Genomic DNA, 21696 nt, shown 5'->3' with positions numbered 1-21696 from the left:
TTTAATACCTTATAGAAAATGTATCATACTGACCGGTTGCCTGTTCCCAGACCGTTTCCACATTTCTGACCACTGCTCCCGGAGGCCCATTCTTACACCACTCTATTATCCTGTCAATCTTATCAATATCTCCTTCAAAAACGGCTTCGACTCTTCCGTCTGGACAATTTTTTACCCAACCGGTAAGACCCAGCTTCTCAGACTCTCCTTTTGTACTGGCCCTGAAGAAGACACCCTGAACTATTCCTTCGATAACGATATGCAACCTGGTAATTTCCATTAATTTACTCCATATGGTCGCAGTAGAATTGCTACTATTTTGTATGTCTGACAGTAGGTCTGTCTTACAGAGGTTGAAAGTACGATCAACATTGAAAGATATACGATATTTTTTCGGAACTTGCACAGCTAAAACCTAGAATATAGTTATTTCTCACAAATTGTAAATATAATTTTTACAATTTTAACAAACCGTTTATCTGTGTAGAAGGAGTGAAATAAGAGGAGATATTTAATTCAGACCCTTCAGCACATCTAAGTATGCAACTGAAGGATCTGATAGAATTTTTACTAAAACATGCATTAGTAATTTAAGTTTTATTCCGCATATATGTGGTCACTATCCGCAGAACTTGGAAGCTTATGTAGCCCCATAAAGGTAAACAGAACTATTGGAAAGGCGATCAGGAGGATAATTGAAAGCAATATAGGTCTGAATGATTTCTTAATACTTGTTTTAGGCAACATCAATGGTAGATGCATATAAGTAAGATAAACAAGCCAGCTGATGAGAGACCAGATCTCTTTAGGGTCCCATCCCCAATATGTACCCCATGCCCCTTTTGCCCAGATCGAACCGGTAATCAATCCTATAGTTAAAAAAGGAAATCCTATAGAAACTGCAATATAGGCGAGTTTGTCAAAACTATAGTCTTTCTTTATATGGCTTCCTGCATCAGCTTCTTTTGGTTTGTCAGAAACAAAAGCTTTACGTATTAAATGAACTATCGCAGCTGAGAAAGACATACTCAACGCTGAATAAGAGAGGAAATAACATATTACATGAGTGACCAGCCAGTTACTTTGCAGAGCAGGGGGTAACTCCTTTATTGAATTATCAATACCAAGCGCAGAGCAGATCATCCATGCCGCCAGAACACCTTGCAATGCACCAATAATCCCAATACGGGATTCATGGACTTTGACAATAAAGATAGTAACAAGTTCAAATATCAGATAAACAAGCGCTATACTCCATGCAAAAAAAACAAATGATTCATATTTATCAGACATTGGGGCATGATTTGCTTCGGCCCATCTGTTCAGGACTACAATTGTATTTAATATAAAACCACTGGCAAAAATGCCAAAAGCGATCCAACGTATAGTTTTCGCTCTCCAGACTTCCCTGACGATATAAGCAACTATAGCTGCAATATACACATAGAATGTTAAACTCAGCATAATAAACCTCTCTTCTATATTTTACTAAACAATAATCATTATTTATTAATCATATATTAAAAAATTAACAATTCAACACTATTTTCTACGAAATCATATTTTATGATTTTCACCCACCAACAAAAAATCTTTTAACAGGGAATATGAAATAAAATTATAATTAGTATAATATAAATTTATAAAATCAGGGTTTACTCAATATGTTCCGCTAACATCTCTTCTTCAGAATAATACTCTTCTATCTTTTTCCCTTTATTCAATTTCCTTCTCAGGAAAGGCTTTATATAGAAGATAAATACTATCCCCAGACACAAAAGAATAAATCCGGCATACACCACTATAATACCTGGGTTTTTTGTAACCTGAAGGCCAGTGTATCTCTCCCCCTCCGGGTCATAACTGGACTGGTAGAAAACAAAACCTTTATACTTCAGAGGGTTGTTGACTTCAATAGTCTTTGTCACCATAGTTTGGCCGTTTTCCACAACTCTCAGTATACTTTTATAATCTTTAACCTCCATACCGGATTTTTCATACAATACAGCAAAGTTGTTATCGGGATACCAATGTGGAGGAGTATGTGCAAAGACCCACTCAGCAACCTTCCCTCTCGGCCCTTCCATCTCTATTAAAACAGCAGGGTTTCCGACATGTTCACCAGGACCATGGTTATGGCCCTCATGTCCGCCAACCCTTTTAACAACCATCTTTTTTAAACTATGTGATGGGAAAAACTTTGCAATCCTGATGCTCAACTCTGAATCAACAATATCATAACTTTTGTCAAGTTCCCATTCATTGGTACTAATTACCTTTTCATCCTTAATATAGGTAATTGTCTTTTTTCCACTTTTATTCTGGACAATTCTGATTCTATGCTTTGAGTCTGAAAAGTTCTCAGGCACAGTACAGGAAAGTTTAACATCCTTATAGATTATTTGATGAGACTTATCCTGATAATCCGGATACTTCGCAAACGACCAGCGAGAGTCTTTTCCGTCGGGACCACTGATTTCTACCATTACAGCGGGGTTATTTGGTTCCTGCTCACTTAATGGCACTAATCTCTTGGAGTAGTCCAACACAAACTCTTTTATCTCAATTACATATTCAGCACCTTCTATCTGAATTTTTCCCCCTACTACAACCGGCATACTTTTTACAATATTTTTCCCTTCAATCCTGATCTCCAGCGTCGGTTTAGTGCTCTTACTCGCAGCATTCGCAAGTTTCTCATGCTCCTTATCTGTGTCAGCCCAGACATAGTCTATTTTCAGATTACGCCTTGTATCATTATACCAATTCCGGTCTTTAGCAAGAAGCCAACCTTCTGCAGTAACTTGATCATTCTCTGCAAGCTGAATATATAAAGCCGGATTATCAGGTTTATCGGACAGGTTTATCGGCTCATGTTGAATTTCCGCATCAGATATAAAATCTTTAACGGTAACCGCATAATTAGAGCCGGGGACGCTAATCCTCTTACCAACTTTTGCAGGAACCGCTTTTTGCTTATCTTTGTCTTTAACGTAAGTGATCAGCTTATATTTGGGAGGATGCTTCTCTATGATAAAATCATCACAAAACACCTGAAAACCTAGCGGTACCTTCTGATAGTCAGCCCGATTCAGATAGTAGTCTACCGATCGCCCCTCATAAACATTAACACCACCTTTTACACCTGTAAGAAGGTCCACAACACAGCCTATCAGGATCATGATTATACTGATATGTGTAACCAGGAAACCGATCATGAGTAGCGTATTGCGCCACCTCTTAATAGTACAGCAACCTAAATTTACACACAATAACACCAGAAGGAACGAGAACCAATAGGAGTGAAATATATCGGTAAACTGGATTGCAGAGTAGAATTTAGCAAGACCTGCTCCGTACCTGCCTACATATTCTTCAGGAGATTTCTGTTGGAGAATGACCGTTCCCAAAATACATGCAACGGCCATTATGATGATTATTATAACAGCAAGCCTGACAGAACAGAGTATATCCCAAATCTTGCTATTACTAGTTTTTGCCTTTTTTTCTTGTAGTTTTGCTTCTTTTGACATACGGCCTTACTTTTTCTTCCACAACATCTTCCTCTACTTATAGCAAGGCTTTTAAGCTTTGTAAGAAGTGTTTCAATTTAAATAAAATTTATTTATTACTGTTCAGTTTCTCTAACCGGATTTTGGAGATAAAATAAGAAACTCAACTCTTCTATTCTGTTTCTTACCGGTTTTATTATTATTAGAGGCTATCGGCCTGTTTGGGCCAAAGCCGGCTATGTGTATTCTGTTCTCTTCCAGATGCCCTTTTCCTACAAGATAATGAAAAACACTTAACGCCCTTCCGGCAGATAAATGATGGTTCGATTCCCACAGATATTTTGATTTTACTATAGGGTCATTATCCGTATGCCCATCAACTCTTACTATGGCTGACGGGTGAGATTTCAGATGGCCGGCAATCTTCTCAAGAGCCACCTTACCCTTAGCCTTTAACTTTGCGAGACCGGAATCAAATAAAATTGTCTCCGGAAGCTGAATCATAGGACCCTCAGATGTATCTCTTACAGCAGCGCCTTCTCCGATAGAACTAACAAGTCTTTCCAATTCGGCACGAAGTCTATTCTTCTCTCTCGCATCTGACTGTGCGCGATCTGCATAAGCTCTGTTAACTTTATCGGCAGCTTCTAATTTCGCCCTCAACTTATCAAGCTCAGTCATTTGATCGCGGACGGTAATTGCCTGACGCCTATTGGCAGTCCTCAACTCAGTCATCTCAGCACAACCCTGCACTAACAATACTGCTATCGCTAAAAACACGAGTCCAAAACGACCTATATTTTTATTCATGTCATGCTTCCTCCCCTCACTAATTTCAAAAATATAGTTAGCAAAGACAGACAATATTAAGAAACAAATATAACACGTGATAATACCCTTTGCAAGCAATTTTTGACTATTACCAGGTACTAAATTTTACTAAAAAAAGTAATTAACCTCTACTCCTTTATACTGGGTTTCAGGAACATCTGAAATTGGTAAATTTTCTTATTACAACCTGATTAAGTCTTATAGGTTTTCTCCGGATCGAAGATTTTCTCTTCGTTTATTTCGATACTGTCAGTACTACTATTGTACTTTCTATAGTAACATGACATGTAACCGGCATGACATGCCGCAACATTCTGCTTAACTTTAAGAACTAAGGATTTGCCTTCACAATCAAAGAAAACCTCCTCTACCAACTGTGTATGGCCTGACGTTTCTCCTTTAATCATTAATCTGTTTTGTGAACGTCTAAATACATGTACTTTACCTGTTTCAATTGTCTTGTCCACTGCATCCCGGTTCATAAAACAGAGCGTTAATACTCTGTTATCAGCCACATTTACTATTACGGCCGGTATCAGGCCTTTATCATCAAATTTAATGTTATCAAATAATTGCATCTCCACTCCTGAAAAAATATACTTTTAAAAAATAAATATAGAGTTTTTTACCACCCCATTAATCTAATTATTTTAAGGGATTAATGGGGTGGTAAACCTGGCCTATTGTAATATTATTTCAATTTAAACTCTATAATTTTCCTGTAAATCCGTGTTGCGGATTGTACCGGGCTATCAGACTGCAGTATAGCAGAAATTACGGCAATACCATCAACACCGCTATCAAGCACTATATTTACATTGTTTTCATTGATACCCCCCAACGCAATTACAGGAATATTTATCTGCTCCATTATCTTCCCTATTTCATCCACTCCCAAGGGAGTTAGGTAATAATCTTTATTTGCGGTATCAAAAACAGGGCTAATGGTAATGTAATCCACTCCACTGTTTTCGGCCCTCTCGGCTTCAGCAAGGCTATGAGCCGAAAAACCAATCAATTTATCCTGCCCGACCATACTCCGTACTATGCCTGCTTCCATGGATTGCCATCCAAGATGAACACCATCCGCTCCAACAGCAATTGCTATATCAACCCTGTCATTAATTATCAGCTTTACATTTCTTTTATCTGTTATCTCACGAATCTCTTTTGCCAACCGATACAGAGCTACCGTGCTCAGACCCTTTTCTCTTAACTGGACAGTCCCGATTCCTCCTTCAATTGCCTGTTTTATTATATCCGTGAGATTTGTTTCACAGAGTTTCCTGTCTGTTATCAGAATAAAACCCAATCCTTCTGACGAATCACTCATAATTTTCATAAGTTGAATTCTTAAATTGTGTCAGGTTTTAAAAAGAAACGAATTAAGTAGCAGCATGGCTTTAGCCTGCACAGACTAAAGTCCGCGGCTACAACTTTAAAGTCCTCACACTTTGAACTCTATGTTAACACCAATCAGTTTTTTGAATTTTCTCAGTATGGGAGCTACAACCCCGGAGATATACTCAGTCACCTGCTTTGGAGCCCTGCCTGTAAAGTTTTCCGGTTTTAATATGTCATCCAACCTCTCTTTAATCACCGCAAAATCCTTGTCCTTTTTGACTCGCTCAATGAAATCATTATCCAGTCCCTCTTCTTTGATAAGCGTAACAGTCTCCATAGAGTATTTACGTATCTTTTCATGGAGCTTTTGCCTGTTTCCACCGGCCTTAACAGCTTCCATCAATATGCTTTCCGAGGCCAAAAACGGCAACTCCTCATTAACTCGTTTCTCAATTACTTTCGGATAGACACTTAAATCACGAACAACGCCAAGGACAATATCCAGCATTGCATCTGTCGCGACAAACATCTCCGGCAAGACAAGTCGCCGGTTCGCAGAATCATCAAGCGTTCTTTCAAACCACTGTACGCTACTCGTAAAATCTGTATTCAAACCATTACAGATTATGTAGCGGGCAAGAGATGCCACCCGTTCACAACGCATAGGGTTTCGTTTATACGGCATGGCGGAAGAACCAATCTGCTTCTTCCCGAACGGCTCTTCAATTTCTCTCAAATTATGCAAAAGCCTGAGATCATTAGAAAACTTATGTGCCGATTGAGCGATACCGGACAAAACATCTGAAATCTGACTATCCAGTTTACGAGTGTAGACCTGACCCGCGACAGGCAGGATTTTGTCGAATCCCATCTTTTTTGATACCTGCTTATCAAGCAGTTTTACCTTTTCTTCATCTCTGTTAAACAGGGTCATAAAACTGTTTTGCGTCCCTATCGTACCTTTAGCGCCCCTAAACCTTAAATTATCTATCCGGTTTTCCAGATCCTCCACATCAATAATAAAGTCCTGCATCCACAGACACGCCCTTTTTCCAACGGTAGTAAGCTGGGCCGGTTGGTAATGGGTATAACCCAATGTAATCAACCCTTTATACTCTCTGGCAAACACAACCAACGCATCGATAATATTAATCAGTTTTTTTAACAGGATATTCATACCGTTTTTCATAATTATTAAATCAGCGTTATCCTGTACAAACGCACTTGTTGCACCTAAATGGATTATCGGACTTGCAGCGGGACACTGTTCACCAAAAGCGTGAACATGTGCCATTACATCATGTTTTACCCTGAGTTCATGCTTTCTGGCTACATCAAAATTTATATTATCCTGGAATTTTTTCATTTCATCAATCTGTTTTCGAGATATTGCTTTAATTCCAAGGGCCTTCTCTGTTTCGGCCAACACGATCCAGAGTTTTCTCCATGTGCTATATTTCAAATGATCTGAAAAATTATAACTCATCTCTTCACTCACGTATCTTTCGGCAAGCGGACTCTGGTATTTATGATATTTTTTATCCATTGATCTATTATTTTTCTTCTTCATAATTTTATCCTTTACTGTTCCACCGTTCTACTGCTGAACAGTAAGATGCCAGAGTTCTACTCTAGCTAGAGCTTAGCCGAAAAGGGGTACAGTCAACAGCCATAGGCCTTCGGCATATACCAAAGTGTCTGAATTTACGTTAGTAACTATAATTCATTAAAAATTTATGTGTGTTCCGCATGATTATTGCTTCTGTAGGCATACCAGTACTGTCTATCTTTTTTAGATCTAAAATCTATATACTTCTAAGCTGCTACTTTTTGTAACTCACGCTTTCTATTCTGTTTTTTTACCTCTAATATTCTACAGAAATTGTATGCGATAACTTTCTCTAATAACTCTGCCCTAACATTCTCTATGCCTCGGCGCATCACAACACCAAATTCAAAATTATGTTTTATCGTAAACATCATGGATTCGACTGCCGAACGATTATTTCGGGATTCTTTGTACTCCTCACTCTCCCACTCCTCTTCTGTTATCATGTTTTTACCCTTGGAACCACTATACTAAATATTTCGACTCCTGCTGATAGCCATTTTGTTCGTATCTTTGCATTCGCATATCCATCATCCGTACTAACTTTTTGAGGTATTACTTCTGTCCGCATTATATGATCTTCAATCGTTCCATTCAATTCACCTGAGTCTGCCGCATTTCCCTTTGGAACTACCAAGGTTGATACAAATCCGTTTTTACTACGCCCTAATTGTGGCTTATATCCTATTTTAGGCTCACGACCCCCCTTCTTTATAAATGCTGCGTCTCCATCTGAGAGACTTAACACTTTATCTGATGATTTTATCTTCTCTTCCTTAAATACTCTCTTGGGACAATAATCCATTACCTTTTCTAAATTATTGAGATCCTCTGTTATTAATTCTATTACTCGAATTAGTCGTACCTTTTGTGTAGGTTTTATATCGACTTCTGCCGCAGCTTTCTCTATCCTTTGTAGCTCTTTGCGTAATAGTTTATTTGCTCTTTTTGCGTGCTTTAACAATCTCTTATAGGCCTTATTGCGCTTCGTTTTGGCATTCTTCTTGCCCACATTTAAATCTATGCTTTTACATAAACCGGTCATCTCTTTTAATTTCCATTCGACTTCTGTGCTCTTTCTCGTTTCTATTGTGAATATATTTATCGTTTGAATTCTTTTATAGGCCCGTCCTACCAACCTTGTTAATACCTTTGAATCCGTTGGCCATGATGTATTCCCTTTTACGCTTGTACTATCTATCGTCAACTCTTTAAAGTCGTCTAACTCTTCTCTTAATACCATTCGGATTTGTGCATCAAATATCGCCTGCATTGTTTCACTACTTACTATGTTTACTAGTTCCAGTATCGTGCTAAAGCCAGGCATCTTTACTCCTTTGCCCTCTATTAGTAATCTCAATGTTATTGATTCGCTTATAAACACTTTTGCCTGTTGAGATTTTATACTACCTACATACCCTCTTACCATAGTAAACATAAACACTAAATAGGCAGACATCCGAGGGCGGCCTGTTTTTAACTCTAACTCCTCTGCAACTATCTCATCCTGGTTTACAACCCAGGGAAATGTTTTTGTATGTCGGTTATTCCATTCCTGATCTTTCAGGCGGCTTTTCTTCTCTTGTTTTGCATGTTGGTTTAAATCGCTATTCACCATTTCTAATATTTCGGGTTCCCGTTCTATTAGTTCCTCGCACACGCTTAAGTAATCTCTGAATCCTGTTTCTGCTACTGGTAAGAATATGCCGTTTAGCAGTGAAATTGGCTGAATGTTTTGCATTTAAAATTCTCCTTATTATGTTGATTTGTTACATACTAAGGAATCATTATACCTCTTTGTAAATTGTTGATCTATTATCCTCTCCTGATTTTTTCACATTTTTTTGCAATTTCTCTAATATTTCATTGTAGTTACTATCGAAGCCTGAAGAATTTTGTTTATTTGCTTTTTTCACTATTTTTTGCTGTTTTTATAACATAAAGTGAACACTGGTGTTGCGCTACCGCAAATAGTGAAAACTGGTGAGCTTGCGTTTCCACCGTTTTACTGCTGAACAGTAAGATGCCAGAGTTCTACTCTAGCTAAAACAGTACCATTGAACAATTACAATACACCGTCAGCTTTCGCTCCATGTGGTCATCTGCTACAATTTCATATGTCCGAAAGGAGAACTGTCGGAAAGTAGTCGATCTGTACACAATTCTGCATTAATTATTATTGACTGATAAAATATTTTTCAAGCCAGGTTACGTTCACAACAGGACAATCCTTCGACTCCGCTCCCCTGCCGGCAGGCAGGGGATGACGTCACACTGAGCGAAGTCGAAGAATCATCAAGAAAAAATGCCATCTTTAGTATTAAAGATGGCATTTTCATAATATGAAACCTCTGAATGTTATTCAACGTCTACTTTATTAATTATCCTTCTCAGGAGCGTCGCTGACTATAGCATTGGTTGTCAGCAATAACCCCGCAATACTTGCGGCATTCTGAAGTGCGGTTCTGACAACCTTTGTAGGGTCTATAACACCTGCCTTTACCAGGTCAGTATACTTTTCACTTACAACATCAAAACCGTTATCCCCTTCCATCTCCTTAACTTTCTGAACAACTAAAATTCCATTAAGACCGGCATTGTCGGAAATCTGCCTGAGTGGAACTTCGAGCGCTTTCCGTATTATGTTAACTCCGACTTTTTCATCATCATCAATCCCGGCATCCACTTTTTCCAATGCTTTCACCGACCTTAACAGAGCAACGCCTCCGCCAGGTAAAATTCCTTCCTGAGCGGCAGCTTTGGTTGCATGCATCGCATCCTCTAACCGCGCCTTTTTTTCCTTCATCTCAGCCTCTGTCGCCGCGCCAACATTTATCTTTGCAATTCCACCGGCAAGCTTCGCGAGTCTCCCCTGCAGCTTCTCTACATCATAGTCAGAAGTAGAATTATCAATCTCATTTCTTATCTGTTCAACTCTCCCCTGGATCTCCTTTTTCGAACCACTACCTTCAATAATCATCGTGCACTCTTTATCGATAACTACCTTTTTAGCCCCACCAAGATCAGACAGCTTAAGAGTGTCTAATCCAATTCCCAGGTCCTCAAATATAGCATCAGCGCCCGTTACCGCCGCAATATCTCCTAACATTGCCTTTCGCTTATCCCCAAATTCAGGGGCCTTCACTACAGCACATTTCAATGTTCCCCGCATCTTGTTCACCACAAGAGTTGTAAGCGCTTCACCCTCGATATCTTCAGCAATAATCAAAAATGGTTTTCCCGACTGCGATACCTTCTCTAATATGGGTAAAAGGTCCTTTATTACAGAGATTTTCTTTTCATGAATAAGGATATAAGGATCCTCAAAAACAACCTGCATTTTCTCTGTATCTGTAACAAAGTATGGAGAAAGATACCCCTTGTCAAACTGCATTCCTTCAACTAAATCTACAGTTGTTTCAAGACCTTTGCCCTCTTCAACAGCTATTACGCCGTCGCTACCGGCCTGCTCCATGGCATTTGCTATCTGCTTTCCAATCTCCGGGTCATTATTAGCCGCAATAGTGCCCACCTGCTCAATTTCCTTTTTTCCGGAAACACCTTTACTCCTCTTAATAAGGTCCATGGTCACGGCCTCCACGGCTTTCTCTATTCCACGCTTGATGCCAAGCGGATTTGCCCCGGCAACAAGGCTTTTTAACCCTTCTGTGTATATTGCCTCAGATAAGACCGTTGCAGTTGTTGTTCCGTCACCGGCAATATCATTGGTTTTAGATGCAACCTCTTTTACCAGCTTGGCACCTATATCTTCATAAGCATCTTCAAGCTCTATTTCATTTGCAACAGTAACACCATCTTTCGTAATTGTCGGAGAACCAAAGCTCTTTTCAATAATTACATTCCTGCCTTTTGGGCCCATGGTTATTTTGACAGCATTTGCTAACTTATTTATTCCCGCTTTTATGGCCATACCGGCATCATGACCACATAGCACTTTTTTACCAGCCATTCTGTTCTCCCAATTATTCAATGATTGCAAGGATATCATCTTCAGACATTAACAGGTACTCTTCACCATCAATATCAATCTCAGTTCCCGCGTAAGAAGTAAATACGACCCTATCACCTTTTTTAACCTGAAATGTTGCTCTCTCACCGCTATCCAACAATTTTCCATCACCCAGAGCAATAATTTTTCCCTCTTTTGGTTTCTCTTTAGCTGCATCAGGCAATACAATACCTCCGGCAGTCTTCTCTTCAGCATCAAATCTTTTAACTAAAATCTTTTCTCCTAACGGTTTTGTCTTCATTGCTTATTGTCTCCTTTCTAAGGTTTGATTAACTTAACGGTCTATTTCCAATAATACTTTTCAAGTGATTGTTCTACAGCGTACTTAATTATCTCTTTTTTTATCGGCTTTGATATCAATGTGTAAGCATTCGCTTCAATTGCCTCAAACTTTAAATCTTTAGAGGTGTCCGCGGACACAAAGATACAGGGAATCTGTATCTTCTTTTCCTCCTTAATGAATTCAAACGTCTCAAACCCACTGAAATCCGGCATATGTACATCCAAAATCAGCAAATGCAATATTTTATTCTTCGCAATCTCAACGGCCTCTCTACCACAGCTAGCCAGGTATGTAGTATAACCTTCAGGCTCAAAAATATCGTTCAGGCCGATACGACAATCGTCGTCATCATCCGTTATTAAAATTCGGTAATCCGCCTTATCTCGCTTTAATAGTGTCATCATAAGATATTTAACATTTTTATAATTTACGTATTACGTAAACATACGCAAACAAAATGCCAATATTTATTATATGGTTTTTCAAAATAAATACAACGGAAGCCATTTAATAGAAACTGCTTACATATTTTGACAGGTAATGTTCAATCTGCCACATTGACAAACAAGGCCATAAATTATTTTTTTTGCTGCCATTATGGCATTTGTTACATATAGGTTATAATTTTTGTTGTCGCAAACACATCATTATCAATCATAAAATATTTAGTTCGCAGTTAAACAATGGGACTGTTTATTAACAAGAGGTAACGGTTTTTATATAAAACATTTTGAAGATGATAAAATAAAGAAAAGCATGTAGTAGCTGTTTATTATTTACCGGCATACATCTCACCACGCAGGTGAAGTAGTGTAAAGTTGAATTCTCCCGCCAGCGTTATCGCGGCTGCTGCCGCCGCAAACTCCTTAGACGTCCCTATTCCCATAACCTTGAGAACTTCCCTGGCAGTCGGACAGATCGGTCCTTCTCTGTTTGAAGTGGCGCCAACCTCAAGATTAGGCAATTCTACACCAAAAATCAGTTCATCGCCATTAATCTCAACGTAAACGTTTTCGGTACAGGAGACATTGTACGGGCGCGGGTTGACTTTTGTTCCACGGTAGAGTGCCGGGATAATTTCCCCTCCCATTCCGGAATAGAGAAAATAACCCTGTTCCTGCATGACACCCTGACGATCAATTTCCATGTATGACATTAATTTATCAATACCAGCCTTACTCATTTTCTCATAAGCAGGTATGGATACTTTAACCTGCGCGGATACATAACGTCCACGCCGGTTCCTGGAAGACGGCTTAAGATCGCCATCAAAACCCATTGCAATCAGACTCTGTATGTATGCAATTCCCTGAGAATTAAATTCATCATCCAAACGGCCTCTGGCAAAACCTACGGCCCTGGAAGTATCGCCATGTCCACGAGCATTTTCAAACCTGGTATAAAAACAGATATAGATAAAATACTGCCCGTGATGCTGTCTTCTTACAAACTCAACCTCATAAATTTCTCCTCTGAATTCCGACAGGTATTTTTCCTCCATCTCCTTTCTTAAAGAAGGCAGAGATGTCTTTACAACTGAAACCGCCTTATCGCGTTCTTCTTCACTGGCAAAGATATATCCTAAATTACGCGCAGCTCCAGCCCATTTACCTATTTTCACCTCAGCCCCCCCCAGTTTATTAATACGGAAGCAACCTACGCTTATTCCAATAGAGCCGAATCCCGGGCCATAAGCTAAAATATTTGTAAAAATTTTGTCAATATCACCACGGACCTTTATCTGACCTGCAGATGAGTAGTACTCTTCTCTACCACCAATATAATTGTTGACCAGAGGCAGATATCTTTCTGATTCAGCCCCATAAGGCGCCAGATCAGATCCACACTGAGTACAGGTAGTATCCGCATCCCTCGCTTCCAGTTGCCAGATAGAGTTATCATTCGGACAGCACCATTGCATCAAATAGGGTTTATCAGGTAGTTCCAGATAGTTAAACTTCTGTCCGGTCAGTTCCTCTATGCACTTCCTTCTGCTCAGTGCCGCAATTTGAAAGTGATCCGGAGTATTGACCCTGTATTCTTCCAGCAGAACTGATTCCGTCTTCCATGGCTGGACCTCACCGGTTTTGATTTTACCCGCAAGTTCTTCAACAAGTTTTTTGTTATCATTCATGTTTTATCTTCCCTTCAAGAGACGTAATAAGTAAACATGGTGGGCATTGCCAGCCAAATTCCTTTATTTGTGTTCAATAACCGGTGGGTAGCACCAAACCGACCCATACTTTGCTGACTCAATCATATTAATTTAACCTTAACAGTATAAAAAAGGGGACACAACAGCGTGCCCCCGCGTTATATCAATACTTATAAAATCCAACCCCAGTCTTTCTTCCAAGATTGCCTTTTTCAACCATCTCGCAGAGTGTTTTACATGGTTTGTATTTATGGTCTTTGTAGCCCTTGTACAACACATCCAGAATCGCTTTGCAGACATCAAGACCAATTAAGTCTGATAACGCTAACGGCCCCATAGGATGATTAAGTCCCAGTGTTACCGCTTTATCAATGTCCTCCGCAGTTGAAGTGCCATCAGCAAATTTATCCATCGCTTCATTCAGAAATACCAGAAGAAGACGATTTACTATGAAACCAGGCGCATCACCCGTAATCACCGGTGTTTTATCCAGTTCGAACGCAACCTCCTTAGCATATTCTACTGCTTCATCAGATGTGTTTTTTGACTTTATAATCTCAACAAGTTTCATTCTCGGAACCGGATTGAAGAAATGAAGGCCAACAAGCCTGCCGGGATCTTCAAGCACCTCAGATAACCCAGTTACTGAAAGCGATGATGTATTGGTCGCAAAGATTGTATCTTTGGAACACTCATTGTCGAGCTCCCTGAAAACCTCTTTCTTAAGCTCCATATCCTCTGTCAAGACCTCTATGACAAGATCCGAATGCTCCATTTCAAACAGATTTGCAGTAGCTTTAATCCTACCCATAATCTCATGTTTCACTTCGTCCTTTGTTGTTTTGGAAAGAGCCTTATCGATTTTTACCAGAGCTTTCTTTGACGTCTCTATGTGTCTGTCAATCATGAGAACATGATATCCTGTTTGAGCACAAATCTGAGCGATACCGCCACCCATAGTCCCCGCACCTACTATTCCAACCGTTCTCTCTTTAGCTACCTTTTTAGCCTCTTTCGGCTCGGCCGCCAGAATATCTCCCAGTTCATGATCTGCAAAAGACTTTCGTATTTCAAAATTCCCATATTCGTCCTCCAGCAGAAGATCACAATAAGGAACTCTTGTATGCCCGGGTGAGGGGATCTCTATTTTCGTAAATCCTCTGACAGTGCTCTTCGCCGGTGCCAGTTCCGTAACGTCCCCCTGGCAGAAGATACACTTCTTTACATTATAGTACCATTGTTTATGACAATCTTCACACTCGTATACCATGCTGTCAACCCCTCCTTTCAAGAATATGTACTACGGCCGTTCCACCAACACCGCCGATGTTGTGTGTAAGGCCGATCTCAGCCCCATCTACCTGACGTTCTCCAGCTTCACCTCTTAACTGAGTTGTAACTTCAAATACCTGGGCAAGCCCTGTTGCCCCTATTGGGTGCCCGTCTGCCTTTAAGCCTCCGTCGGTATTTATTGGAACATCGCCTTTGATCGATGTCCTCCCCTCCCGGATCCAATTTTTACTCTCTCCCGGATTACATATTCCCAGGTCCTCCATAGCGACAAGCTCATTGATCGTGAAACAGTCATGCACTTCCACAATATCAAGGTCTTTCGGAGTAATTCCCGCCAGCTCGTATGCCTGAGTGCTGGCCACCTTAGCAGCTTCAAGAGATGTATGTTCTTTTCGGTGCGACAGAGAGATATGATCTGTTGCCAGAGCGGAACCTGTCACTTTCACATCCCTGTCACTATTGCTGTTTTTTGAAATTACAACGGCTGCAGCTCCATCTGAAATAGGCGAACAGTCAAACAGGTTCAAAGGAGAGGCTATCACAGGGGCGTTCTTTATCATTTCGAGAGTTACATCTTTATGATTGAAATGAGCTAAGGGGTTTAATCTGGAATTATTGTGATTTTTAAACGCGACTAACTCCAGGTCTTCATGGGTAGTGCCGTATTTCTTCATGTGTTGTTGGGCAACCAGTGCATAATGCGCTGGAAAAATCAAACCCTGCATCTGGTCAGCTGTCCGGTCCCCCGCCATTCCAAGGTTCTGAGAACTTTCGGCAGATGTGGAACCAGTCATTTTTTCAACACCTACTATCAGAATGTTTTCAAATCGTGATAAAGCTATTATCCCCTGATAGAGAGCGCTGCTTCCGGAAGCACACGCCGTTTCAACACGTATAATCGGCAATCTAAGTTCCGGAAGAAGACTGGAAACGACTGAGTTCAAATGCAACTGTTTCTCAGAAGGACCTCCAATGAAATTACTGACGTAAACCGCACCTATCTCTTCAATTGGAATCGGACTATCATTAATGGCATTATACATTGCCTGATAAATCAGTTCCGGCATGGACTCTGTAAGAGTCCCAAACTTTGTTCTCCCAATTCCAGTAACATACATCTCACGCTCCTCCATTTCAGTCTGATGAGAATTATAGTTTCGCTAATACTTTATGCTAATACTTTATTTTATAGAGAAATTTATTAAAGTCACCAATTTTCTTAATAGTTCCCGGTTATATATTTGTATAATTTATTTTGCTCCAATGTTGTCATTCCTGTCAATTTTCCACTTATAACATTCAGGTATGACAAAAGAGAAGTATACAAATACACAACCGAATACTACATGTTTTAGACTTGCAATTCCATAGGTATTTGCTAAGGTACTTGAAGCAATTAATATTGCAAATCTTTAGTTTCGCTATTAATTCCATAAGTGCAATTTATTCAAATTATTTTAATAAAATAAAGGGGATGGCTAACCATATGGAAACTATGAAGATCAAGGTAACAAAAGCTGAATGGGATTTAAGAGCAAAAACAAAATTTCTGAGAGTGGATGGTATTGTGATGGTTGATTCCTTTGATGACGAGGTAATAGCAGAACAGGATGAAGACCATGCAGTCAACGAAAAGATTTTAACAATAAATATTGCCATTAATCCAAGTGGTGGACCAAAGCAGAGACAACCACTACCTTTCCACTTCGTACGAATGACAGATGGCTGTGAGCCGTGGACACATATACAGGCGAAAGACAGGAGTGGCACAAGTGTCAACTATCCTATAACAAAGATTTCCTACGCGTGAGTCCAAAAAAAATTGTTCTATTATTAAGAAGTCAATGGTATAAAACCAACCGTTATGCAATGGTATTTTTCTAAAATCACAAAATAATTCAAACAAAAGGAGTTTACATAAATGAGTGATTCTAACAGTGATAAAGAAGTGCTGATAGTTACATCCAAACTAAAGAAGTATATCCGTTCTTCATCAGGACTGAGCACTTCCGCCAACGTTGCTCCGGCATTGTCCGATACTATTCGTAATTTATGTGATCAGGCAGTTGAGAATGCAAAGGCGGACAGGCGTAAGACCGTGATGGATAGAGATTTTACCTGAGTCTTCACAGCTCAAATGAAGTGTCCAACAAATAAATATGAGTGGAAAACCTGATTTTCATCAGGTTTTCCATTTAAAACAAGAAAATTTGTGAAACAGAATCGCTCTTAAATGTAGTTATATTCAAAATTATCGCTTACACAACCCTTCAAGGGTTATTGCGTGACGAGCTTTATCATGAAAAAAGATAAATTGATGCCCATACCTAATAATCAGGGATAAACAGCACCTTCCTTTTCTTCTCCAGACCTGCAATCCCATGTAGACCATGGTGTCCAATACACGCATTTCTTTCCATCCTTAAGCCAGAACAGACTTCCCTTTCGCTTGCGAATACATTCCTGTTTACCAAATGTCCTCGTATGAACCTCCTCTATATCACCTTCCAGATAAAAATCGACCTGATGCCATTCAAACGGTGTCTTATCAACAATTTCCCACAGTTCTATATCGGCCATAGTAAGGTCCTTTGCCTCGTATTTACTCTTATCAACTGATACTTTGTACTTAATATGATTTTCTACTTCAATCCATTCCGCTTCAGGAGCACCAGGTTTAACATCTTTTGTCGTGTCATCATTATTTTGATTATTTGGCCCCTTGTCCTGGTAAAGATTGAAAACATCTGTGTGCTGCGCATGAATATCAGTCAAAACAAAGCCATGAATGCAGGCAAAAAAAACAGAGAGAGCCAAAACTATTTTGACTTTTATTATTACTTTCATTAACAACTCCTTTCATTCAAGAAGTCAACTTCTAAAGCTGCCAACTTCTTGTCTTTGTCCGCCCGCCTATTCCGATTGTACGGGCTTCACCCCGCCAAAGATGAGTTCTGTCAGTGCGGTTTCAAAAATAAAGATAATTACTCTATCCCTGATTTAATACAAAGATACAGGGGGAAAACCTCTCTTCCCTGGACAAAAGAGACCAAGAGTCTGTCAAGAGGATTCCAATTTCTGGATCCCTGACAGCAAGAGAGGTGGATCATATTTATAGAAAAATAGAAGATACATTATAAGATTGTTTGGTTTATTATGAAACATTTTTCTTTAAGGAGTGCAGCAACCGTGTCACTCCTTAAATCTGGATCATCAATCCCTCCTGCTATTTATGGGACAGGAACGATACACAGCACTCGATATCTACCGTTAATTTAATGATATTACCTACGACAGACAGGAAATTGTCAGTCTAAAGACTTAGCGCACCGGTCTTTTTTTCTACCGAAGAAACTATAATTCCATCTCTGACCAGATTATGCACTATTTTGATATCATCTGAAATAATTCTATCTTCTTTCAGATGTGGAACATGTTTTCTTATTTCCCTGTAAGCGCAAATGCTTCCGCTGCCGGCTTTGAGATTTGTAAAGAGATCAAGAGCCTGGGCAACACACAACAATTCAATTGCAATTACATTTTCTGTATTGAAAAGCACCTGTCTACACTTCCTTGCCGCAATAGTGCCCATACTTACATGATCCTCTTTATTGGCAGATGTAGGTATGGAATCAACGCTGGCAGGGTGTGCCAGGACCTTATTCTCTGAAACCAGTGAAGCAGCCGTATATTGTGCTATCATTAAACCTGAATTAAGGCCGGGTTCATCTACCAGAAATGCCGGTAATCCGCTCAGGAGAGGATTCACAAGTCTCTCTATTCTCCTTTCTGATATGTCAGCAATCTCAGATAGTGCAATTGCAAGAAAATCCATTGCCAGAGCGACAGGTTGACCATGAAAATTACCACCGTTATTATACACCACATTGGTATCATGAAAAATCAACGGATTACCCGTTGCAGAATTCATTTCGGTCTCTATTACATTCTTGACATAGTTCAAAGTGTCTATGGAAGCGCCGTGTACTTGTGGGCAACATCTTATCGAATACGCATCCTGTACTCTTGAACAATCCTCGTGGGAGGAGATTATATCACTATTCTCTGTTATTCTTCTTAAATTATCTGCGCTGATTCTCTGTCCCTTATGCGGCCTTACATTATGAATTCTCTCGTTTAATTCTATATTCGAACCCCGCAACACCTCCAGGCTCATTCCCGCAGCTATCTCTGCGCTTTTCAGTAATTTGACAGCATCTGCAACCACAATTGACCCAATACCGGTCATCACCTGAGTTCCATTAATCAGCGCCAACCCTTCACCAGCCTCAAGCTCGCGCAACTCAATTCCCGCACTCTTCATCGCTTTTCTGCCAGATAGCACTTTATCTTCAAAAACAGCCTTACCTTCTCCAATTAATACCAATGCCAGATGTGCCAATGGCGCTAAATCGCCACTCGCCCCTACAGAACCCTTTTCAGGAATAACCGGATGTACCCCTTTATTCAACATTTCCACTAATGTCTGTAGTGTCTCAAACCTGATACATGAATGGCCTTTCGCACAGTCATTTATTCTCAGCAGCATTACACCACGGACAATCTCTTCATCAAAATAACTACCCACACCGGCAGAATGGCTTAAAACAATATTTTTCTGCAACTGTTTTCTGTTGTCTTTAGAAATTAACTTCCCACTCAATGCCCCAAATCCTGTTGTCACACCGTAAATCACCTTTTTTTCATCTATAGCTTTCTGGATAATTCTTTGCGCAGAGTTCACTCTTTTTCTCACTTCTTTACCAAGAGATATCTTTACTTTACCTCTAACGACACTCTCTACCTGTGAAACTGTCAGACCCTCACCATTGATAATTATATTTTTCATATCAAAATCATACATACTTATTCATTGTCTTCAAAGTGAAAGTTTGTTGAAAAGCCACTTCTTCCATCATAATTCCACTTATGGCCAACATCCTGGTACCTATGCGTAGAGGCCTTTCCCATATTAAGTGTTGTATCAAACTCATCCGCCCAGACCGGGAAGCTCTTATTAACAATCTGTGTCGGTTTGTCAGGATCTCCCGTGCCCTTTAACAATTCCACATCCAGAATCAGGTTATCTTCTACCACTGCCTTCTTACGCCACGCAGATGACTCCACATGAACAGGCAGATACTTTACAGTGGTCCTCTCTGACGGGACACTGGTAAAACCAAAGACATGATGTTGAAAGATATCTAATAATACCTTGTTTCTGACACTTGTAGATCCGTCTCCATTAATATAAAACACGATCCAATTCTCATCCGGCCCGGCAGTCAAATCGGTAATCCCGATTACAGTCTGACCATCTAATATATTCTGTCCATAGTGCCCTGTATGAATATTAAATACACCGGTTATCTTACATGTTCTATTGTGCGTGGGTTCACTACCAAAAAGGCATGGACAGCCGGGATTACATGTACACCCCTCAAAGTACTCACCCTTAATAGACCAGGAAGTACCAGCAAAGACTTTGCCACTTAAACTTAAAAGGAATAATGAAACAAAGATGCCTATCCATAAATATTTTTTATTTAGAACCATCAGTTTTCTCCCACAACAAAATCACAAAATAATTATCAAGCACCATTAGTTTTCACTTCTTATGGTATCGGTATAACTGTCTGACAGGAGTAAATTACGACCCAGGCGTACTTCAACCACTAATAAACGAAATTCTCCGCTTTTCTCAGAATATCAAAAAATATGCACGCCAATGGTAATCATCCAGTAATGTAAACTGAAAATATACAGAGTATTTGAAAAAAAGCAACTCAAACATCTAAAAGGAATTATGAATTAATAATTACAACAACGCCACTTATTCAACAGATAATTTGAATAAATAATAGAGAAATTCCTATGTTATGATTATCATATCACCCATTATCAAATAACTGTTAATAATATTTTTTGTTGTTATCTAATCCGAATATTGTTAAATTACCCTAAATTGGGAAGCCTTATCCAGGCGGGAGTTATTAAACACAAAACCCAAACACAACCTGACCAAGCCAGATCCAGAAGTGGGGAGAATAAATACATTTATCATTTAATCTCTTTATTGTGTTTTCTCCGTAATCTCCATGTCTCTGTGTAAGGATTCATTTATTCAGAGTTAATTTTTAATATAAATAAGGAGAAGGTCCATATGGGGGCAACTGTAGACGACTTTACAACAATTCACAGGGTAGCAGAAGATTTATTAGAACAAATTAATTCGACGAGTGGACAACAGAGAGTTGATAAACTTAATAGCCTGAAGGAGGCTTTACTGGCACATGTTGGGGAAGAGAACAGTGTAATACAGAAAGCAATGGAAAAACCCGATGCGGATAGTTCTTTTAAATCGTCAGCGCAAAACTTTCTGGATGAACTTGGCAATATTGCTCAGGCAGCGTTAATACCGTTTTTTGATAAATACTCTTCGTGTGATTCTGTTGATAGTAAAGAGTTTATGGGCGATTTTGGAGGTATAAAAGGTGCGGTTTTAGACAGAATATCCTTTGAAGAAGAACATTTCTATCCGGAACTTGAGAGGCATGGCTATTGATGAGAATGCTTTAATCTGTTTGCTGATAAATCAGAATAGAGAAATTGGGAGAACCGCCCCTGATAAAGGAGGCT

The 21696-nt window shown here is 39.6% G+C and carries 19 protein-coding genes and 1 pseudogene; 3 read left to right on the top strand and 17 right to left on the bottom strand.

All coding sequences use genetic code 11. From position 1 onward, the window contains the following. Position 1: 1 nt before the first annotated feature. The 14 genes and pseudogenes from SCALIN_RS01865 to SCALIN_RS01800 all read right to left on the bottom strand — a co-directional run bounded on the left by SCALIN_RS01865 (position 2) and on the right by SCALIN_RS01800 (position 16175). Positions 2-280 (bottom strand): acylphosphatase, encoded by a 279-nt coding sequence (locus SCALIN_RS01865; protein WP_096892564.1) that lies wholly within the window; start codon positions 278-280, stop codon positions 2-4. A gap of 317 nt (positions 281-597) precedes the next feature. Continuing rightward, positions 598-1464 carry a cytochrome c biogenesis protein CcsA gene (ccsA, locus tag SCALIN_RS01860; RefSeq protein WP_096892563.1) on the bottom strand — a complete coding sequence of 289 codons (867 nt, stop codon included), beginning with the start codon at positions 1462-1464 and terminating at the stop codon, positions 598-600. A 191-nt stretch (positions 1465-1655) separates the two neighbouring features. After that, complete coding sequence (locus SCALIN_RS01855; RefSeq protein ID WP_096892562.1) at positions 1656-3533, bottom strand: cytochrome c biogenesis ResB family protein; 1878 nt, start codon at positions 3531-3533, stop codon at positions 1656-1658. A gap of 111 nt (positions 3534-3644) precedes the next feature. Beyond that, a complete protein-coding gene (locus SCALIN_RS01850) occupies positions 3645-4322 on the bottom strand; it encodes an OmpA/MotB family protein (RefSeq protein WP_096892561.1) in 678 nt (225 codons plus the stop codon). 212 nt (positions 4323-4534) lie between these two features. Beyond that, the gene (gene hisI, locus SCALIN_RS01845; RefSeq protein WP_096892560.1) at positions 4535-4921 is read right to left on the bottom strand and encodes a phosphoribosyl-AMP cyclohydrolase; all 387 of its coding nucleotides are present in this window, start codon (positions 4919-4921) and stop codon (positions 4535-4537) included. A gap of 113 nt (positions 4922-5034) precedes the next feature. After that, a complete protein-coding gene (gene thiE, locus SCALIN_RS01840; protein ID WP_096892559.1) occupies positions 5035-5685 on the bottom strand; it encodes a thiamine phosphate synthase in 651 nt (216 codons plus the stop codon). A 105-nt stretch (positions 5686-5790) separates the two neighbouring features. Beyond that, complete coding sequence (purB, locus tag SCALIN_RS01835) at positions 5791-7257, bottom strand: adenylosuccinate lyase (protein WP_230406538.1); 1467 nt, start codon at positions 7255-7257, stop codon at positions 5791-5793. Between the two features lie 245 nt (positions 7258-7502). Then, a pseudogene (locus SCALIN_RS01830) lies at positions 7503-9019 on the bottom strand (ISNCY family transposase). Between the two features lie 654 nt (positions 9020-9673). Next, entirely contained in the window at positions 9674-11266 is a 1593-nt protein-coding gene (gene groL / locus SCALIN_RS01825) for a chaperonin GroEL (RefSeq protein WP_096892558.1), read from the bottom strand. A gap of 13 nt (positions 11267-11279) precedes the next feature. Further along, positions 11280-11567, bottom strand: a complete 288-nt coding sequence (groES, locus tag SCALIN_RS01820; protein ID WP_096892557.1) for a co-chaperone GroES — start codon at positions 11565-11567, stop codon at positions 11280-11282. A 41-nt stretch (positions 11568-11608) separates the two neighbouring features. Then, entirely contained in the window at positions 11609-12013 is a 405-nt protein-coding gene (locus tag SCALIN_RS01815; protein WP_096892556.1) for a response regulator, read from the bottom strand. A 368-nt stretch (positions 12014-12381) separates the two neighbouring features. Further along, positions 12382-13743: a hypothetical protein gene (locus SCALIN_RS01810; RefSeq protein ID WP_096892555.1), complete on the bottom strand. Its 1362-nt coding sequence runs from the start codon at positions 13741-13743 to the stop codon at positions 12382-12384. Between the two features lie 184 nt (positions 13744-13927). Next, positions 13928-15034 (bottom strand): 3-hydroxyacyl-CoA dehydrogenase family protein, encoded by a 1107-nt coding sequence (locus tag SCALIN_RS01805; protein ID WP_096892554.1) that lies wholly within the window; start codon positions 15032-15034, stop codon positions 13928-13930. Positions 15035-15038: 4 nt separating this feature from the next. After that, a complete protein-coding gene (locus SCALIN_RS01800) occupies positions 15039-16175 on the bottom strand; it encodes a thiolase domain-containing protein (RefSeq protein ID WP_162532106.1) in 1137 nt (378 codons plus the stop codon). 368 nt (positions 16176-16543) lie between these two features. Here SCALIN_RS01800 and SCALIN_RS01795 point away from each other — a divergent pair, with 368 nt between their 5' ends. Continuing rightward, positions 16544-16867, top strand: coding sequence for a hypothetical protein (locus tag SCALIN_RS01795; RefSeq protein ID WP_096892552.1), 324 nt, complete (start codon positions 16544-16546; stop codon positions 16865-16867). A gap of 111 nt (positions 16868-16978) precedes the next feature. Beyond that, complete coding sequence (locus SCALIN_RS01790) at positions 16979-17179, top strand: hypothetical protein (protein ID WP_096892551.1); 201 nt, start codon at positions 16979-16981, stop codon at positions 17177-17179. A gap of 212 nt (positions 17180-17391) precedes the next feature. On the opposite strand, the gene SCALIN_RS01785 is transcribed toward SCALIN_RS01790, so the two are convergent. The 3 genes from SCALIN_RS01785 to SCALIN_RS01775 all read right to left on the bottom strand — a co-directional run bounded on the left by SCALIN_RS01785 (position 17392) and on the right by SCALIN_RS01775 (position 20613). Then, positions 17392-17904 carry a hypothetical protein gene (locus SCALIN_RS01785; protein ID WP_096892550.1) on the bottom strand — a complete coding sequence of 171 codons (513 nt, stop codon included), beginning with the start codon at positions 17902-17904 and terminating at the stop codon, positions 17392-17394. Between the two features lie 466 nt (positions 17905-18370). Beyond that, on the bottom strand, positions 18371-19906 hold the full coding sequence (hutH, locus tag SCALIN_RS01780; RefSeq protein WP_096892644.1) for a histidine ammonia-lyase: 1536 nt from the start codon (positions 19904-19906) through the stop codon (positions 18371-18373). A 17-nt stretch (positions 19907-19923) separates the two neighbouring features. Next, complete coding sequence (locus SCALIN_RS01775) at positions 19924-20613, bottom strand: DUF1326 domain-containing protein (protein WP_096892549.1); 690 nt, start codon at positions 20611-20613, stop codon at positions 19924-19926. A gap of 607 nt (positions 20614-21220) precedes the next feature. Here SCALIN_RS01775 and SCALIN_RS01770 point away from each other — a divergent pair. Next, positions 21221-21622 (top strand): hemerythrin domain-containing protein, encoded by a 402-nt coding sequence (locus SCALIN_RS01770; protein WP_096892548.1) that lies wholly within the window; start codon positions 21221-21223, stop codon positions 21620-21622. Positions 21623-21696: the final 74 nt, after the last annotated feature.

The organism is Candidatus Scalindua japonica, assembly GCF_002443295.1.
Taxonomy (GTDB): Bacteria; Planctomycetota; Brocadiia; order Brocadiales; family Scalinduaceae; genus Scalindua; species Scalindua japonica.
The sequence above is the reverse complement of the archived record's forward strand: the minus strand, read 5'-3'. Positions and strand labels throughout refer to the sequence as shown.

What these genes read in the sequence shown, in the direction of transcription:
- SCALIN_RS01865 (WP_096892564.1), bottom strand. Translation starts at nt 280, where the DNA reads ATGGAAATTACCAGGTTGCATATCGTTATCGAAGGAATAGTTCAGGGT.
- ccsA (WP_096892563.1), bottom strand. Translation starts at nt 1,464, where the DNA reads ATGCTGAGTTTAACATTCTATGTGTATATTGCAGCTATAGTTGCTTAT.
- SCALIN_RS01855 (WP_096892562.1), bottom strand. Translation starts at nt 3,533, where the DNA reads ATGTCAAAAGAAGCAAAACTACAAGAAAAAAAGGCAAAAACTAGTAAT.
- SCALIN_RS01850 (WP_096892561.1), bottom strand. Translation starts at nt 4,322, where the DNA reads ATGAATAAAAATATAGGTCGTTTTGGACTCGTGTTTTTAGCGATAGCA.
- hisI (WP_096892560.1), bottom strand. Translation starts at nt 4,921, where the DNA reads ATGCAATTATTTGATAACATTAAATTTGATGATAAAGGCCTGATACCG.
- thiE (WP_096892559.1), bottom strand. Translation starts at nt 5,685, where the DNA reads ATGAAAATTATGAGTGATTCGTCAGAAGGATTGGGTTTTATTCTGATA.
- purB (WP_230406538.1), bottom strand. Translation starts at nt 7,257, where the DNA reads ATGAAGAAGAAAAATAATAGATCAATGGATAAAAAATATCATAAATAC.
- groL (WP_096892558.1), bottom strand. Translation starts at nt 11,266, where the DNA reads ATGGCTGGTAAAAAAGTGCTATGTGGTCATGATGCCGGTATGGCCATA.
- groES (WP_096892557.1), bottom strand. Translation starts at nt 11,567, where the DNA reads ATGAAGACAAAACCGTTAGGAGAAAAGATTTTAGTTAAAAGATTTGAT.
- SCALIN_RS01815 (WP_096892556.1), bottom strand. Translation starts at nt 12,013, where the DNA reads ATGATGACACTATTAAAGCGAGATAAGGCGGATTACCGAATTTTAATA.
- SCALIN_RS01810 (WP_096892555.1), bottom strand. Translation starts at nt 13,743, where the DNA reads ATGAATGATAACAAAAAACTTGTTGAAGAACTTGCGGGTAAAATCAAA.
- SCALIN_RS01805 (WP_096892554.1), bottom strand. Translation starts at nt 15,034, where the DNA reads ATGGTATACGAGTGTGAAGATTGTCATAAACAATGGTACTATAATGTA.
- SCALIN_RS01800 (WP_162532106.1), bottom strand. Translation starts at nt 16,175, where the DNA reads ATGTATGTTACTGGAATTGGGAGAACAAAGTTTGGGACTCTTACAGAG.
- SCALIN_RS01795 (WP_096892552.1), top strand. Translation starts at nt 16,544, where the DNA reads ATGGAAACTATGAAGATCAAGGTAACAAAAGCTGAATGGGATTTAAGA.
- SCALIN_RS01790 (WP_096892551.1), top strand. Translation starts at nt 16,979, where the DNA reads ATGAGTGATTCTAACAGTGATAAAGAAGTGCTGATAGTTACATCCAAA.
- SCALIN_RS01785 (WP_096892550.1), bottom strand. Translation starts at nt 17,904, where the DNA reads ATGAAAGTAATAATAAAAGTCAAAATAGTTTTGGCTCTCTCTGTTTTT.
- hutH (WP_096892644.1), bottom strand. Translation starts at nt 19,906, where the DNA reads ATGAAAAATATAATTATCAATGGTGAGGGTCTGACAGTTTCACAGGTA.
- SCALIN_RS01775 (WP_096892549.1), bottom strand. Translation starts at nt 20,613, where the DNA reads ATGGTTCTAAATAAAAAATATTTATGGATAGGCATCTTTGTTTCATTA.
- SCALIN_RS01770 (WP_096892548.1), top strand. Translation starts at nt 21,221, where the DNA reads ATGGGGGCAACTGTAGACGACTTTACAACAATTCACAGGGTAGCAGAA.